The organism is Streptomyces sp. Ncost-T10-10d (genome assembly GCF_900091955.1).
GTDB lineage: Bacteria > Actinomycetota > Actinomycetes > Streptomycetales > Streptomycetaceae > Streptomyces.
The window spans coordinates 139,899-153,270 of the sequence record NZ_FMDF01000207.1 but is presented as its reverse complement, the minus strand read 5'-3'; the positions used below and the strand labels follow the sequence as shown (position 1 = coordinate 153,270).

18 protein-coding genes are annotated in these 13,372 nt (G+C 70.2%); 6 read left to right on the top strand and 12 right to left on the bottom strand.

Annotation, left to right across the window (positions count from 1 at the left end; genetic code table 11):
• Positions 1–14: 14 nt before the first annotated feature.
• The 4 genes from GA0115254_RS35945 to GA0115254_RS35930 are packed head-to-tail and all read right to left on the bottom strand — an operon-like array spanning position 15 to position 3,075.
• Positions 15–629 (bottom strand): phosphatase PAP2 family protein, encoded by a 615-nt coding sequence (locus GA0115254_RS35945; protein ID WP_093899447.1) that lies wholly within the window; start codon positions 627–629, stop codon positions 15–17.
• A complete protein-coding gene (locus tag GA0115254_RS35940; RefSeq protein WP_093899446.1) occupies positions 626–1,924 on the bottom strand; it encodes an MAB_1171c family putative transporter in 1,299 nt (432 codons plus the stop codon). Before GA0115254_RS35940 ends, GA0115254_RS35945 begins: the two co-directional genes overlap by 4 nt.
• 53 nt (positions 1,925–1,977) lie before the next feature.
• Complete coding sequence (locus tag GA0115254_RS35935) at positions 1,978–2,601, bottom strand: toxin (protein WP_093899445.1); 624 nt, start codon at positions 2,599–2,601, stop codon at positions 1,978–1,980.
• Between the two features lie 6 nt (positions 2,602–2,607).
• Positions 2,608–3,075, bottom strand: a complete 468-nt coding sequence (locus GA0115254_RS35930) for a hypothetical protein (RefSeq protein ID WP_370741002.1) — start codon at positions 3,073–3,075, stop codon at positions 2,608–2,610.
• A 606-nt stretch (positions 3,076–3,681) separates the two neighbouring features.
• On the opposite strand from GA0115254_RS35930, the gene GA0115254_RS35925 reads away from it, so the two are divergent.
• The 3 genes from GA0115254_RS35925 to GA0115254_RS35915 all read left to right on the top strand — a co-directional run bounded on the left by GA0115254_RS35925 (position 3,682) and on the right by GA0115254_RS35915 (position 6,393).
• Positions 3,682–4,029: a MerR family transcriptional regulator gene (locus tag GA0115254_RS35925; RefSeq protein WP_093899444.1), complete on the top strand. Its 348-nt coding sequence runs from the start codon at positions 3,682–3,684 to the stop codon at positions 4,027–4,029.
• Positions 4,030–4,411: 382 nt separating this feature from the next.
• A complete protein-coding gene (locus GA0115254_RS35920) occupies positions 4,412–4,615 on the top strand; it encodes a cold-shock protein (protein ID WP_093899443.1) in 204 nt (67 codons plus the stop codon).
• A 215-nt stretch (positions 4,616–4,830) separates the two neighbouring features.
• Entirely contained in the window at positions 4,831–6,393 is a 1,563-nt protein-coding gene (locus GA0115254_RS35915) for a DEAD/DEAH box helicase (protein ID WP_093899442.1), read from the top strand.
• Between the two features lie 19 nt (positions 6,394–6,412).
• Here GA0115254_RS35915 and GA0115254_RS35910 read toward each other — a convergent pair whose 3' ends face one another.
• The 8 genes from GA0115254_RS35910 to GA0115254_RS44930 form a co-directional block, all read right to left on the bottom strand.
• Complete coding sequence (locus tag GA0115254_RS35910) at positions 6,413–8,311, bottom strand: LamG-like jellyroll fold domain-containing protein (RefSeq protein ID WP_093899441.1); 1,899 nt, start codon at positions 8,309–8,311, stop codon at positions 6,413–6,415.
• Between the two features lie 198 nt (positions 8,312–8,509).
• Positions 8,510–9,274 carry an SDR family oxidoreductase gene (locus GA0115254_RS35905; protein ID WP_256102954.1) on the bottom strand — a complete coding sequence of 255 codons (765 nt, stop codon included), beginning with the start codon at positions 9,272–9,274 and terminating at the stop codon, positions 8,510–8,512.
• Positions 9,275–9,669: 395 nt separating this feature from the next.
• Positions 9,670–10,044 (bottom strand): fluoride efflux transporter CrcB, encoded by a 375-nt coding sequence (crcB, locus tag GA0115254_RS35900; protein WP_093899440.1) that lies wholly within the window; start codon positions 10,042–10,044, stop codon positions 9,670–9,672.
• Complete coding sequence (locus GA0115254_RS35895; protein ID WP_093899439.1) at positions 10,041–10,397, bottom strand: DUF190 domain-containing protein; 357 nt, start codon at positions 10,395–10,397, stop codon at positions 10,041–10,043. Before GA0115254_RS35895 ends, crcB (GA0115254_RS35900) begins: the two co-directional genes overlap by 4 nt.
• Positions 10,394–10,804, bottom strand: coding sequence for a fluoride efflux transporter CrcB (crcB, locus tag GA0115254_RS35890; RefSeq protein WP_093899438.1), 411 nt, complete (start codon positions 10,802–10,804; stop codon positions 10,394–10,396). The genes GA0115254_RS35895 and crcB (GA0115254_RS35890) overlap by 4 nt, the downstream gene beginning before the upstream one ends.
• A gap of 105 nt (positions 10,805–10,909) precedes the next feature.
• On the bottom strand, positions 10,910–11,365 hold the full coding sequence (locus GA0115254_RS35885) for a carboxymuconolactone decarboxylase family protein (RefSeq protein WP_093899437.1): 456 nt from the start codon (positions 11,363–11,365) through the stop codon (positions 10,910–10,912).
• 111 nt (positions 11,366–11,476) lie between these two features.
• Positions 11,477–11,668: a hypothetical protein gene (locus tag GA0115254_RS35880; protein ID WP_093899436.1), complete on the bottom strand. Its 192-nt coding sequence runs from the start codon at positions 11,666–11,668 to the stop codon at positions 11,477–11,479.
• On the bottom strand, positions 11,665–11,838 hold the full coding sequence (locus GA0115254_RS44930) for a hypothetical protein (protein ID WP_176740426.1): 174 nt from the start codon (positions 11,836–11,838) through the stop codon (positions 11,665–11,667). The genes GA0115254_RS35880 and GA0115254_RS44930 overlap by 4 nt, the downstream gene beginning before the upstream one ends.
• Before the next feature lie 107 nt (positions 11,839–11,945).
• Between GA0115254_RS44930 and GA0115254_RS35875 the strand changes: the two genes are divergently transcribed.
• The 3 genes from GA0115254_RS35875 to GA0115254_RS35865 all read left to right on the top strand — a co-directional run bounded on the left by GA0115254_RS35875 (position 11,946) and on the right by GA0115254_RS35865 (position 13,360).
• Complete coding sequence (locus tag GA0115254_RS35875) at positions 11,946–12,782, top strand: helix-turn-helix domain-containing protein (RefSeq protein WP_093899435.1); 837 nt, start codon at positions 11,946–11,948, stop codon at positions 12,780–12,782.
• The gene (locus GA0115254_RS35870; protein ID WP_093899434.1) at positions 12,779–12,994 is read left to right on the top strand and encodes a DUF397 domain-containing protein; all 216 of its coding nucleotides are present in this window, start codon (positions 12,779–12,781) and stop codon (positions 12,992–12,994) included. The genes GA0115254_RS35875 and GA0115254_RS35870 overlap by 4 nt, the downstream gene beginning before the upstream one ends.
• A 150-nt stretch (positions 12,995–13,144) precedes the next feature.
• On the top strand, positions 13,145–13,360 hold the full coding sequence (locus GA0115254_RS35865) for a DUF397 domain-containing protein (protein ID WP_093899433.1): 216 nt from the start codon (positions 13,145–13,147) through the stop codon (positions 13,358–13,360).
• Positions 13,361–13,372: the final 12 nt, after the last annotated feature.

Here is a 13,372-nt window from a genome sequence, read left to right as displayed (position 1 = left end):
CGGACCGGCGCGGGTCAGACGAACAGGAACGCGCCCGCCGTCGTGGCCCCCAGTGACGCCCCGGCGACGGTCTGCGCCACCGAGTGGTACCCGAGCGCGACACGCGACCAGCACACGGCGACCGTCATCGCGTACGCGAGCAGCCACCACGGCGAGTGGACCGGGGCGAGCAGTGCGACGACGGCCGAGGCGACCGCGGCGTCCACCGAGATCTTCCAGACCGTGTTGACGGCCAGGAGGATTACGGTCATCGCCCAGAGGGCGAGCATCGCCGCGAGGATGCCGGTGGGGGCGTGGCCGAGGACCATCACCACCGAACCGGTGCCTATGGAACCGAGGATGACGAAGAAGATCGGGGCCCGCTTGGTGCGGTCGACGACATGACGGTCGCCCCAGGTGCCGCGCCCGCGCTCCCATTCGATGTACCCGGCAGGAACGATCCCGGCACACAGGGCACCGAGGAGCCCCCAGAGCAGACCGGTCCAGTGACCGGCGGCGGCCAGGCCGATGCCGAGCATGCCGGCCAGCAGGATGTTGCGGGGCTGGAAGATGTCGGTGACGGTACGCGCGGCGCCGGTGCTCGGCGACGCAGGGGCGTCGGGGGTGTCGGTGGTGTCGGTGGCGGTCATGCTGTCTCCTCCAGGGAGGCTGTGCGGGCCGGCTCGGTGGCGTCGGCGGATGCTGCGGACATGGCGTGGTCCAGCACCCGCTGCGCCCGCTCCTCCGTGACCGTGCGGTACGCGGCGGCCACCCGGACCAGCCATGCCACCTCGCCGTCCTGGTCGGTGGCGTGCTGGGCCTCGACCGTCGCGGCGGTCGAGGCGGGTGCTCCGGTGCTCCTGGCCCGCAGTGCCGCCTTGATCCAGTACGCGTCGGCGAGCGGTCCGGCCTTCTCCCGGTCCGGGGTGCCGTCCGCGGCGGCGGCCTTGGCGGCCTGCAGCAGGGTGTCGGGGACGTAGTGGCGCAGCTTCTCGACGGCGTCCGCGATATCGGCGGCCCAGCGGTCGATGCGCAGGTCCGCGGGGGTGTCGAAGCGGGTCAGCTCGCGGGCCAGCGAGGCCGGGGGGTCGAAGGGCTGGTCGGGGAAGGCCGTCATCAACTCGCGCCAGAGGCCGTGCAGTCCGACCTGGGCCCGCCACAGTTTCGCGCGCCGCTGCCCCTTGCTGAGCGCGGGGATGGAGGCACCCACCGCGAAGAGGGCGAACAGCACCACCTGGGCGGCCTCGGTGACCTCGTCGAACCGCAGGGCGAAGGCCGCGCTCGGCCGGTCGACGACGCTGACCCACAGGAACAGGGTCCGGCTGACGGTGTATCCGACCCCGATGAACATGGCGGTGGTCATCATTCCGAGGCCCACGCGCAGATGGCGGAGCCCGGCACCGGCGGTGGCCAGCGCCCACTGGTAGGCGCAGACGGCGGACGCGGCACCCAGGTAGAGGTAGAACACGCTCATGTACAGCGTGGCGCCCCACTGTCCCGCGTGGTCGGCGACGAAGCGGTCCGAGGGCACGGAACGGTCGACGACGGTGAAGAACAGCACCGTCAGCAGGACCAGCGTGGCGATCGACGCCTTGGCCGCCACCTGCTGGATGGCGCGGGCGAACCGTACGTGGCGCGGGACGTCTCCGGCGTCGGGGTACTGGCCGTAGATCGCGACGATGTAGCTGAGGATCGCCAGGATCGCGATCGTCGCCGTGTAGTGCTTGATCAGGACGGCGAGGTCGGTGACGGCGCTGTCGTTGAGCGCGATGCGCACGGCCCGGGTCTTGGTCCACAGGGCGGCGGCGAAGCCCGCGTAGCAGCCCCACAGGGCCCGGCGACGCTTGTCTTCTTCGTCGCCCCACAGGGCGGCCGGCATGCGCCAGAGAGCGACGGCCGTCATCAGGGCGGCTATGAGATAACCGGCGAGGTCGAGCGGGGTCACGGCGGAATCCTCTGGAGGGGGGAGGGGGAGGGGAGGCGGGGGACGGTCCGGTGTCAGGTGCGGCGGAACAGGCCGCGACGGCGGGTGGCGACGGGGCGGGAGAGGGAGTTCGCCAGGCGCCCCACCATGTCGTCGCTCGTCACGTCCCGGGCCATGCGGGGAATGAGTGACGCGCCGAACTCGGCCATGCGTTCGTCGTGGGTGTCGTACTGCGCCCGGGCCTGCACGGTGCCGTCCCCCGAGCGGAGCGCGTCGGCGATCGTGGCGGCCACCGGTGGGGGAACGGCGGTGGCGGACGGTTGCGGCGGGGGTCCGGTTCCGAGGACCCGGGTGATCAGCGAGGTGTCGAAGACCGGCAGCAGCCGACCGAGCTGCTCCGGGTCGAGGGAGGTGCCGTGGTCGAACCACTCGTGGCACAGCTCGTGCAGGATGACGTGCTGGGTCTGGTACGCGGTCGGGCGGCGCCGGTAGAGCACAAAGCTGGTCCCGCCGGTCTTCAGCCGCAGACCGCAGGCGGCGTTGACGCGGGCCAGCCGGTCGGGCATCTCGTGCAGCACGAGGGTGCGTCCACGGGCCGCCTCCATGTTCGCCACCAGTGCGTCGATGGAGAAGGGGGCGGGGATGGGCAGGTCCGCCAGCCCGGCCTCGCACTCCTTCCGCAGTTCGCGCAGGGACACGGAGATCTACTTCTCCGGCTCGCCATGGGCGGTGGCGCCGTCGCCGCCGGCCGTGCTCCGCCGGCCCCTGGCGTCCTCCAGCAGGGAGAGCGCGAACTGCAGCAGCTCCGGCGGGAGACCGTCCTCGTCGAGGCCACGCCCGGCCAGTCCGCTTATCTCCCCCGTACGCCGCTTCGCGAGAAACTGCAGACCGGCGACGACGTCATCGACGACCTCGGACTCCTCCTTGAAGAACCGCCAGTCCACGCCGAAGCCCAGACCGAGCGCCTTGAGGATGTCCTCGGACGGCTGGGTGACCTTTCCGGCAAGGATGTTGGAGAAGTAGCTGTGCGAGAGGGATCCGCCGCGCTCCTTGACCAGGTCGGCGAAGACCCGCCCCGAGATCTTCTGACCGGGGAACGTCTTCTCGACCATGTACTCGACCTTCTGCTGCAACGTCCGCAGCTCCGGCGCGCGTTCCTCGCCGCTGTTCACCCGGCCCCCATGTATCCGCCCCCGTCCGACCGGTGCCGCACGGTCTTCGATTTCGGTCAACGGGCTCGTACTGTAACGAACCCTGACGCGGCGTCCTCAACGCGGGAGGCGGTTCGGGGCGCTGCACGGGAGCGGGCTTGCGCAAACACTCTACGTCACTGTTAACTCGAAAAAACACGGGTAGGGGACCACGAGGGGAGTCCCCTGCCCGTGAAGTCGTCGGCGGACAAAAGGGGTGTGGTCCGCATATGGGTGTAGCCCTTCACGACGGGGGATGCGCGAAGGGCTACCCGTACATTATGACTGCTGGTCAGGTCGTCATCAACTGACCGACCGGTCAGTGGGCGTTGGGGGTGCGGGGCAGTCGCGTCGGACCTGCTCCGCGCCGGAGCTGCGTCGTACCGATCAACCGGACGGTGCGGGGTGTGCCCGAGGGGTGAGTCTGCGGGGTGCCGCGGCGGGGAGCCGGCCGGTTGCGCGGCTTCGGGGCAGCTAATTTGCCCGCCCGGACCAGGGAAATCTGTCGCGGCTATGATAGAAGCGATGGCTCGCACAATGAGATTTTCTCTTTCGGTCAACGAAGTCAGCGATACGCGGCAGGTGCAAATGCCCACAGGAACCCCTCCGCACGCCACCGACCGGCTCGATGACGACGACTACCCCGCCTACACCATGGGCCGTGCCGCGGAGATGATCGGCGCAACGCCCGCTTTCCTCCGGGCGATCGGCGAGGCCCGTCTGATCACCCCTCTGCGGTCCGAGGGCGGCCACCGCCGCTACTCCCGCTACCAGCTGCGCATCGCGGCCAGGGCCCGTGAGCTCGTCGACGGCGGCACGTCGATCGAGGCGGCCTGCCGCATCGTGATCCTGGAGGACCAGCTCGAAGAGGCCCTGCGGCTCAACGCGGAACTGCGCCGGCCCGCGACGGAGTCCGGCGGGGCGGCGGGCACCTGAGGGGTCGGACCCGGGTGCGCCCCGGCTTCCGTGGCAGCGGGGACAAGCGGATGTGGCGCCGGGGAGGGGTGAACGCGGCGCCCGGGACGGGCGAATATCTATTGCCGTCGACGCAGAATTCCATGCAATGTGCGACAAGGGTTTATGGCGTATCCGGTGGAGTGTAATTACTCGCCGCGCCCGTACGCTTCCATCGTGCTACTGTGGATGCAGTTGCAGTTGTGGTTCCCAAAGACTCCAAGTGTTCTCCTCGGCTTAATGTGTCGATGGGCGTGCTTTTGTATTTTCCGGTGCTTTGTTTCCGGATGGGGTAATCATCGCGGCGACGTGGGATTCGCACAGTGCGAATCCCCGGGAACTGCCCCCAGAGGGAGATAAAAACATGGCTACTGGCACCGTCAAGTGGTTCAACGCGGAAAAGGGCTTCGGCTTCATCGAGCAGGACGGCGGCGGCCCTGACGTCTTCGCCCACTACTCGAACATCGCCTCCAGCGGCTTCCGCGAGCTGCAGGAAGGCCAGAGGGTGAACTTCGACGTCACGCAGGGCCAGAAGGGCCCGCAGGCGGAGAACATCACCCCCGCCTGATCCCGCTGCTCCGGCGCCTACGCGCTGTGACGCATCAGCTGGGGCCCGCACCTTCGGGTGCGGGCCCCAGCTCGTTGTTTTTCCCGCGTCCGGTGCGGCTCATTCTTCGCGGCCGGGCTCGGTACACGTATGTCAACGGCCCGTTCTTGCGATTCCTGCGCCGCTCGTCGCTCAGTGAATTCCTCGATACGCGCCATATCGAGGAAGGGTTCTGTATGAACCGCGATCGCACAGCTCGCCCGAACGACCGGTACTCCCGCACCCGCTCCGGTGGCTCCACCGCTTCCGGCGGCGGGTTCCGTTCGCAGTCCCCGGGCCGCCGGGGCGGACAGGGCGCCGGCCGTCACGGCGCGCCCGACCGGCGCTCCGGTGGCGCCGGACGCAGGCCCGCCGCCAAGCAGGGCGAGTTCGCGCTGCCGAAGACCATCACCCCGGCGCTGCCCGCCGCGGAGGCCTTCGCGGACCTGGACATGCCCGCGCCCCTCCTGGCGGCGCTCGCCGCCGAGGGCGTCACCACGCCGTTCCCGATCCAGGGGGCCACCCTGCCGAACTCCCTCGCGGGGCGCGATGTGCTGGGCCGCGGCCGGACCGGCTCCGGCAAGACGCTCGCCTTCGGCCTGGCCCTGCTGGCCCGCACCGCGGGCAACCGGGCCGACGCCCGTCGTCCGCTGGCCCTCGTGCTCGTCCCCACCCGGGAGCTGGCCCAGCAGGTCACCGACGCGCTCACCCCGTACGCCCGCTCGCTCAAGCTGCGCATGGCCACCGTCGTCGGCGGCATGTCGATCGGCCGGCAGGCCAGTGCACTGCGCGGCGGGGCCGAGGTCGTCGTCGCCACGCCCGGCCGGCTCAAGGACCTCATCGAGCGTGGCGACTGCCGGCTGGACCGGGTCGCCATCACCGTCCTCGACGAGGCCGACCAGATGGCCGACATGGGCTTCATGCCGCAGGTCACCGAACTGCTCGACCAGGTGCTGCCGGAGGGCCAGCGGATGCTGTTCTCGGCGACCCTGGACCGCAACGTCGATCTGCTGGTCCGCCGCTATCTGCACGACCCGGTGGTCCACTCGGTCGACCCGGCGGCCGGCGCGGTGACGACGATGGAGCACCACGTGCTCTATGTGCAGGGTGCCGACAAGTACGCCACCACGACCGAGATCGCGGCCCGCGACGGCCGGGTGATCATGTTCCTGGACACCAAGCACGCAGTGGACAAGCTCACCGACCATCTGCTCAACAGCGGGGTCCGGGCCGCCGCGTTGCACGGTGGCAAGTCCCAGCCGCAGCGCACCCGCACCCTGGCCCGGTTCAAGACCGGGCATGTCACGGTGCTGGTCGCCACGAACGTCGCGGCGCGCGGCATCCACATCGACAACCTCGACCTGGTCGTCAACGTCGACCCGCCGAGCGACCACAAGGACTACCTGCACCGCGGCGGACGTACTGCCCGCGCCGGTGAGTCCGGCAGCGTCGTCACGCTGGTGCTGCCGGGCCAGCGCCGTGAGATGACCCGTCTGATGGCCGACGCCGGGATCACCCCGAAGATCGCGCAGGTGCGCTCCGGCGAGGCCGAGTTGAGCCGCATCACCGGTGCGCAGACGCCCTCGGGGGTGCCCGTCACCGTCACCGCACCGCTGACCGAGCGGCCCAGGAGCGGTGGCGCGTCGTCCCGGGGCCGGCGCAGCCGTCCCGTCCGGTCCGGGCAGTCGCGTCGCTCGGACCTGCCCACGCCGGAGGCGCGCGCCGCCGCCAAGCAGCGCCGTACCAACCGGGCGGCGTGACCCCGGGGGGCCATGCCCCTCAGGCGATCATGAAGTCCCGAACGGGCAGGGCGCGTTCGACGATCCTGATGTCGCCGAGCCAGCCGTGCATCAACTGGTCGAGCCTGCCTCCGTACTCGTAGGCGCCGAGCAGCCAGGGCAGGCCCAGGGTGGCGAGACCGGTGGTGCGGGTGGCGGGGTTGCGGGCGACCATGCAGCCTTCGACGTACATCGTCGTGTGCTTCTCGTCGTTGACGACCGCCACGTGCCACCACCGCTCACGCAGCAGCTCATGGCTCCAGTTGGTGACGGCTCCCGGCTGGTTCAGCGGCGCCGCCGCCCACTGGAGCCCGGGACCGTCCGATACGGAGAGGGTGGCGACGGGCTCCTCCGGGTCGCCGGAGGTCTTGCCGGCGGCCCCGAGCGTGCCGCGGCGGCCGAGCACGGCACCCCAGGCGTTGCGTCCGGCGTCCCAGTCGGCGGGGAGGCGGAGGAAGGCCTCGATGGTGTAACCGGACCTGAACGTCGCGGTGTTGAGCGGTGCGTTGTTCTCCGTACGCAGATACGCGCCCCGCAGCGGCGGCTTCGAGCCGTCGAAGTAGAGGCTGCCGTGGCCGGGCTGGTCGGGGTGGTGGGCGGTGGACCAGCGCAGCGCGTCGGGCGCACTGCCGGGGACGGCTTCGCGCACCAGGTCGTTGCGGTGCCCGGACAGGTCGGGGACGCGCAGGCCGGCGTCGGCGGCGGAACCGTCCTGGTGCGAAGGGGAGTCGAAGCGCCAGTAGGCGACGGTGCCGGGTATCAGCAGCTGCTTCGCCGGGCGGGGGCCGCGCACGGGCACGGGCGCGAAGCCCGCGAAGCGCTTCTCGAAGTCGATGGGTACGGCGAAGCGGTCCTGCGGACCGGTCAGTTCGATCTCGCCCCGCTCCAGGTCGTTGAGCCTCTCGCCCGCGCGGCCGAGGATCCACGGGGAGATCGTCTCCACGTCGATGGTGTTCCTGGCCAGGTCGAAGCGGTAGAGGCGGATCATGGCGCTGCCGCCGTAGTACCGGTTCTGGTAGTTGGCGATGTGCAGATGGACGTCGTTGCCCGCGGTGTTCTTACGGGTGGTGCGCCCGGCGGGCCAGTAGTGACCGTTGAGGGTGAGGAAGATCTGGTCGTGCCCGGCTATCAGCTCGTCCCACAGATGCTTTCCGTGGTCGGAGAGTTCGGCCTCGTCGCCGTCCGCGTCCGCGTACACCAGCTCGTGGGTGGTGAGGATGACCGGCGTGTCCGGGTGCTGGGCGATGACGTCCTTCGCCCAGGCGAGCCCGGCCGCCGACGGCCGCCAGTCGAGCGCCAGCACCAGCCACTCGCGTCCTGCGGCACGGAACAGGTGGTACGTGTTGTAGCCGTCCGGGGTCGCTCCGCCGAACGTCGGCAGGCGCCGCATCCGCTGCGGGCCGAAGGTGTCCAGGTAAGGGGTGCGGCCCCGCCGGTCGTCGGTGGACGACTTGATGTCGTGGTTGCCCGCGACGACGCTGTAGCCGACCCGCCGCCGGTCGAGCAAGCCGAACGCCTCGCCGATCGCCGCGAATTCGCCTGCCTGGCCGCTCTCGGTGAGGTCGCCCAGATGGGACAGGAAGACGATGTTCTCGTCGCGCCCGTGATCGAGTACGTAACGCAACGACGCCTCGACCGGCGCCTTGTCGATGCTTGCCCCGTCGAAGAGGTACTGGGTGTCCGGCATGACGACGAGCGTGAACCTGGGACTCTCCGGATCGGGTCGCCAACCGGCCGTGACGGCACCGGTGTTCTGCCGGGCAAGAGCCGCGGCGGGCGTGGCGGACACGAGCCCCGTGGCTGCGGTGGCGGCACCGGTGAGCGCGGTTGCCCGCAGGAACGTACGACGGCTCGCGCCGGGCAGAAGCGGTCCGTCGGGCTGGTGGAGGGGGCTGCACATGGATGTCTCCGCGGAGGACGAACGTCGGGGTGATCGTCTGCAAGCTAGCCGCGGGATGGGGGAGGAACCGGCTCGCAAGGGCGACAGCCGGGCGAAGACTCCATGAATTGCGCAGCGCCGGGCGCGCGGGGTCGTGGTGGGGTGTGCGGACGCGGGATGGCGAGGGCCGGGTCATGGCCCCTGACCCGCCACGCCCCGCTACCGTCCGCCGGCGACCCGCAGCACCGCCCCGGTCACGTACGACGCCTCGCCCGACAGCAGCCACGCGATGGCGGACGCGATCTCCGGGGCCGCTCCCGGGCGGCCGAGCGGGATGCCGGATGCGGCCGCGGCCGCGCGGTCGGGGTCGCCTGCGGTGGCGTGCATCTCGGTGTCGATCATGCCGGGGGCGACCGCGTTGACCCGGATTCCGGCGGGCCCGAGTTCCTTGGACAGCCCGATCGTCAGGGCGTCCGTCGCCGCCTTCGTGGCGGCGTAGTGGACGAAGTCCCCGGGGCTGCCGAGGGTGGCAGCGGCCGAGGAGACATTGACGATCGTGCCGGCCCCGGTGGCCGCCATGTCCTTCGCGGCCCGGCGGCAGCAGAGCAGAAAGCCGAGGAGATTCACGTCCAGGACCCGGCGCAGCGTCTCGGTGGAGGTGTCGACGAGACGGCCGAGAGGACCTGTCACTCCCGCGTTGTTGACCAGTCCGGTGACGGGACCGAGCTGCGCGGCAGCCGTGTCGAAGAGCCGCTCCACATCGGCCTCCACGGCGGTGTCCACCCGCACCGTGACACAGCGCGCCCCCGCGGCCCGCACAGCCGCCGCGCTCCGCTCGGCGGCCTCGGCGTTGCTCACGAAGCCCAGGGCGAGGTCATGGCCTTCGGACGCCAGACGGACACAGGTCGCGGCACCGATCCCGCGACTGCCGCCGGTGACGACGGTGACGGGGCGCGACGACCGGGTGGTGCTGCTGACTGCCACTGGAGAAACCTCGCGCTCTCTGGTCATGCCGGTCACGTCGTGCTCGGATTGTACGGAGAACACCTCCCCCGGACTCCCTCTGGATCAAGGCCACGGGTGGATCAAGGCCCCGGCCGGGTGATGCCCAAGCCCCCGTGCGCATCCCGGGCGCCTGCTGTTGGAGTGGCGCCGGGCCGGCCGTTGGCGTGGTGTGCGGTCCGGGAGGGGCCGGGTGCCTAGGGTCGACGGCTGACGGGCCGCTGTCGGCGTGGAACGGGTTGAATCGCCCGTCGCCGGTGACGGCTCCTCCTCAACGGCGTTCCCCTGCCATCGCCTCGCATTGCGGTGGCAGGGGACGCCGACCGTCTCTACGACGATCTGCGCCGGAACGGCTGCCTCGCGACCTCCGCCGATACCTACGACCACAGCGCCTCGGCGGCCGAGACACCGGCGAACGCGGCGCCCAGTCCCGCCACCACGCTCGCCACCACGTTGGCCGCCGCGTAGAACTTCGCCCCGTCCTCGGCCAGTCGCAGCGTCTCGTAACTGAATGTCGAGTACGTGGTGAGCGCCCCGCACAGTCCCGTACCGAGCAGCAGTTGCAGGTGGGAGGAGGCGGCGCCGGCCGCGACCGCGCCGGTCAGCAGGCCCAGGACCAGCGATCCGGTCACGTTCACCGCGAAGGTGCCCCACGGGAAGACGGTGTCGTGCCGGGACTGCACCGCCCGGTCGGTCAGATACCGCAGGGGTGCCCCGACCGCCGCACCGACGATCACCAGCAGCCAGTTCACCGGTGCCGCTCCCGGTCGTCGCCGAAGCGGACGATCTCGCAGCTGTCCAGGACGACCAGACCGCCGTCCGCGACCAGCTCTTCGACGATCGGCAGGAACGCACGGATCCGCTCCTGCGCGTCCACGATCACGACCGCCACCGGCAGGTCCTCGCTCAGTGAGAGCAGCCGCTGGGTGTGGATCATCGACGAGGCGCCGAACCCCTCGATCCCGCGGAACACACTCGCTCCCGACAGCCCCGCCTTGTGCGCCCGGTGCACGATCTCCGTGTACACCGGTCTGTGGTGCCACCCGTCGGACTCACCGACGAAGACCGTCAGGCGCAGTGCCCGTTCCGTGTTCGGCGTCGTCATGACTGCCTCCACGCCAGCAGGCGGCGGGTTGCCCACACCGCACTCCACACCGCCGCGAGGGCCGCGCACAGTGTCAGTCCCAGATACGCCAGGCCGGTACGGGCCCGGCCGGCGTCGACGAGGCGCTCGATGTCCACCGCGTACGTGGAGAACGTGGTGAACCCGCCCAGCACCCCCGTACCGAAGAACGGCCGCACCAGCCGGTGCGCCGCCCACACCTCGCTGATCACCACCATGAACACGCCGATCACCGCGCAGCCGACGACATTCACGGTCAGTGTCGTCCAGGGGAAGCCGCCCGGGGCGGTGGGCCAGATCAGCGTGGCTCCGTAGCGGGCGCACGCTCCGAGTACACCGCCGAGCGCGACCACCGCGACGACGGAACCTTGGGGATTCCGGGCTCCCATGCGCACCTGTCTCCTGCCTGCTACACGCACCAGGCTATCGCCGCCACCCCCGGCGGGCCCACCGAACCCTCGGCGGGCCCGTCGGCCGCTTCAGCGGTGTGTGGCCTACCAGGTCTTGCCCGGGGGCTGCCTGGTGGTGACGTTGATGCGGTTGAAGAGGTTCGTCAGACCGATCGCGAGGACCAGCGCGGAGAGCTGCTTCTCGCTGAAGTGGCGGGCGGCCTCGTCCCAGATGGCGTCCGGCACCGGGTCGGAGCGGTCGCTGAGCCGGGTCGCGTGCTCCGCGAGCGCCAGTGCGGCACGCTCGGCGTCGGTGAAGTAGGGCGCGTCGCTCCAGGCCGACACGGCGAAGAGCCGCTCGTCGCTCTCACCGGCCTTCCGGGCGTTGCGTACGTGCCCGTCGACGCAGAAGGTGCAGCCGTTGATCTGGCTGACCCGCAGCCCGACCAGTTCCAGCGTGGTCTCCGGCAGTCCGCCCTTGCCGATGGCCTTGACCAGGCCCAGTACGGGCGGCAGGGCCTCGGGAAGGATCTCCGCCGGGTTCTCGATACGTGCCTGCATGATGTGGTCCCCTTCGATGTCCGTCGCGGTCGCGGCTGCGTTCTCGCCGCGCCCTCACTGCACTGACGGACGCCGGAGGGGAAGTGTGACGAGCGCGGTGGGCCGGCGCCCTCACCGCGTCCGCCGGAGGGAGCTGCGCAGCCCGTTCTCCTCGGTGACCCGGGCCCGGAGCTGCCGTATCCACGTGGAGTCCGCAGCTTCGTCGTCCCCGCCGGAGCGGCACCGCGCACATTCGCACGGGGGCCAGCGCAGCGGGTTGAACTCGGGGAACTCCGGCTCGGGAACAGGCTCTTGCTCCTTCATGCCGACCCCCGTTCCGTGCAGTCCGCCGTGCGCCGGTGGCGCTGGAGCAGCACCCGGCAGTCGGTCGCCCTGCTGTGGTCGCGCTGATCATTGGCGAGGGCCTCGGCCAGCCGGAGCTTCTGGCACTCGGGACAACAGCCTTCTGTTTCACGCCTGTTCTCGGCGAGCACGGAAAACTCCTCTCCGTAGTCATTCCACTACTAAGGGAGTTCAGGTTGGCCTAGAGTCGGGAGTGCTTCAACTTGTTCGGCGCGAACGAAAAGTCAGGTGACAGCCGTTGAATCGCAAGGAGCTGGACCCCGAGAGCAGCCCGGAAGCCGCCTTCGGCGCACGCATCCGCAGCTTGAGAGAGGAGCACGGATGGAAACAGGAGGAGTTAGCCGAGCGGCTGGGATACTCCGGCACGCATGTGTCCGCCGTCGAAACTGGTCGCAAGATGCCGACTCTTCGGTTCTCGCGCAACGCGGACCAGGTTTTCGGCACCGGGGAAACAGCAGACACCTTCGAACGCCAGTACCGCGAGATCCGGCACGGCTCGCTGCTGGAGGGGTTCCCGCAGTACGTGGGGCACGAGGGGCGTGCGGTGGAGATCCGGCTGTACAACGTCGGGATCATTCCCGGTCTGTTGCAGACGCCGGAGTACGCGCGGGTGCTGGCGGACAGCGCGTTGCGGCGAGGGGCGATCGTCCCGGAGCAGGCGGCCGAGCGGGTCTCGTTCCTGGCGGAACGGCAGGCCGCACTGGTGCGTCCGCGCCCTCCCACGATGCTGGTGGTGATGGACGAGAGCTGCATTCGCAGGCGGGTCGGTGGGGACGAGGTCATGAATGCCCAGCTCGACCGGCTCCTGGAGTTCGCCGAGCTGCCGAACACCGTGCTCCAGATCGCTCCGTACGAGATGGGGGAGCGTCGCCCGTTCGACCTTCCGATGAACCTGCTGACGCTGTCGGACCTGTCCGTGATGGCGTACGCGGAATCCCAGATGCGGGGACATCTGGAACGCGACACGACCTCTGTGCTCCCCCTGCTGGCGGCCTACCATCAACTACAGGCCGAAGCGCTGTCCCAGGCGGCATCGGTGGCCATGATCAACGAGGCACGAAAGGGCACCCCGTGACAACCACGACCGAGTCCCCCCGCTGGTTCAAGTCTTCGTACAGCAACAACGGCGGCGACTGCGTGGAGGTCGCCGTCAACCTCGTCGCCCCGCGCGGCGTGGTCCCCGTCCGCGACTCCAAGAACCCCGGCGGCCCGGTGCTGAACGTTCCCGCTGTCTCGTTCGCCTCCTTCGTGGCGGGCGTCAAGGGCGGGGAGTTCGGCGCCGTCTGAGCCACCGGTCCCCACGCACGTGATCTGCGACCGCCCCGCCGTGCAGCGTATGGCGGGGCGGTCGAGTTCCGGCCGCAGGCGGCTGCCTCCGGTTTGCCAAGGCAGCACGGAGGGCACCTGGCGCGCGTGACGAACTCACAAGGGAGCCGCGTGACGACCACGACCGAGTCCCCCCGCTGGTTCAAGTCTTCGTACAGCAACAACGGTGGCAACTGCATCGAGGTCGCCGCCAACCTCGTCGCCCCGCGCGGCGTGGTCCCCGTCCGCGACTCCAAGAACCCCGGCGGCCCGGTGCTGGACGTTCCCGCTGCCTCGTTCGCTTCATTCGTGGCGGGCGTCAAGGCCGGAGAGTTCGGCGCCGTCTGACCGCTCCAACCG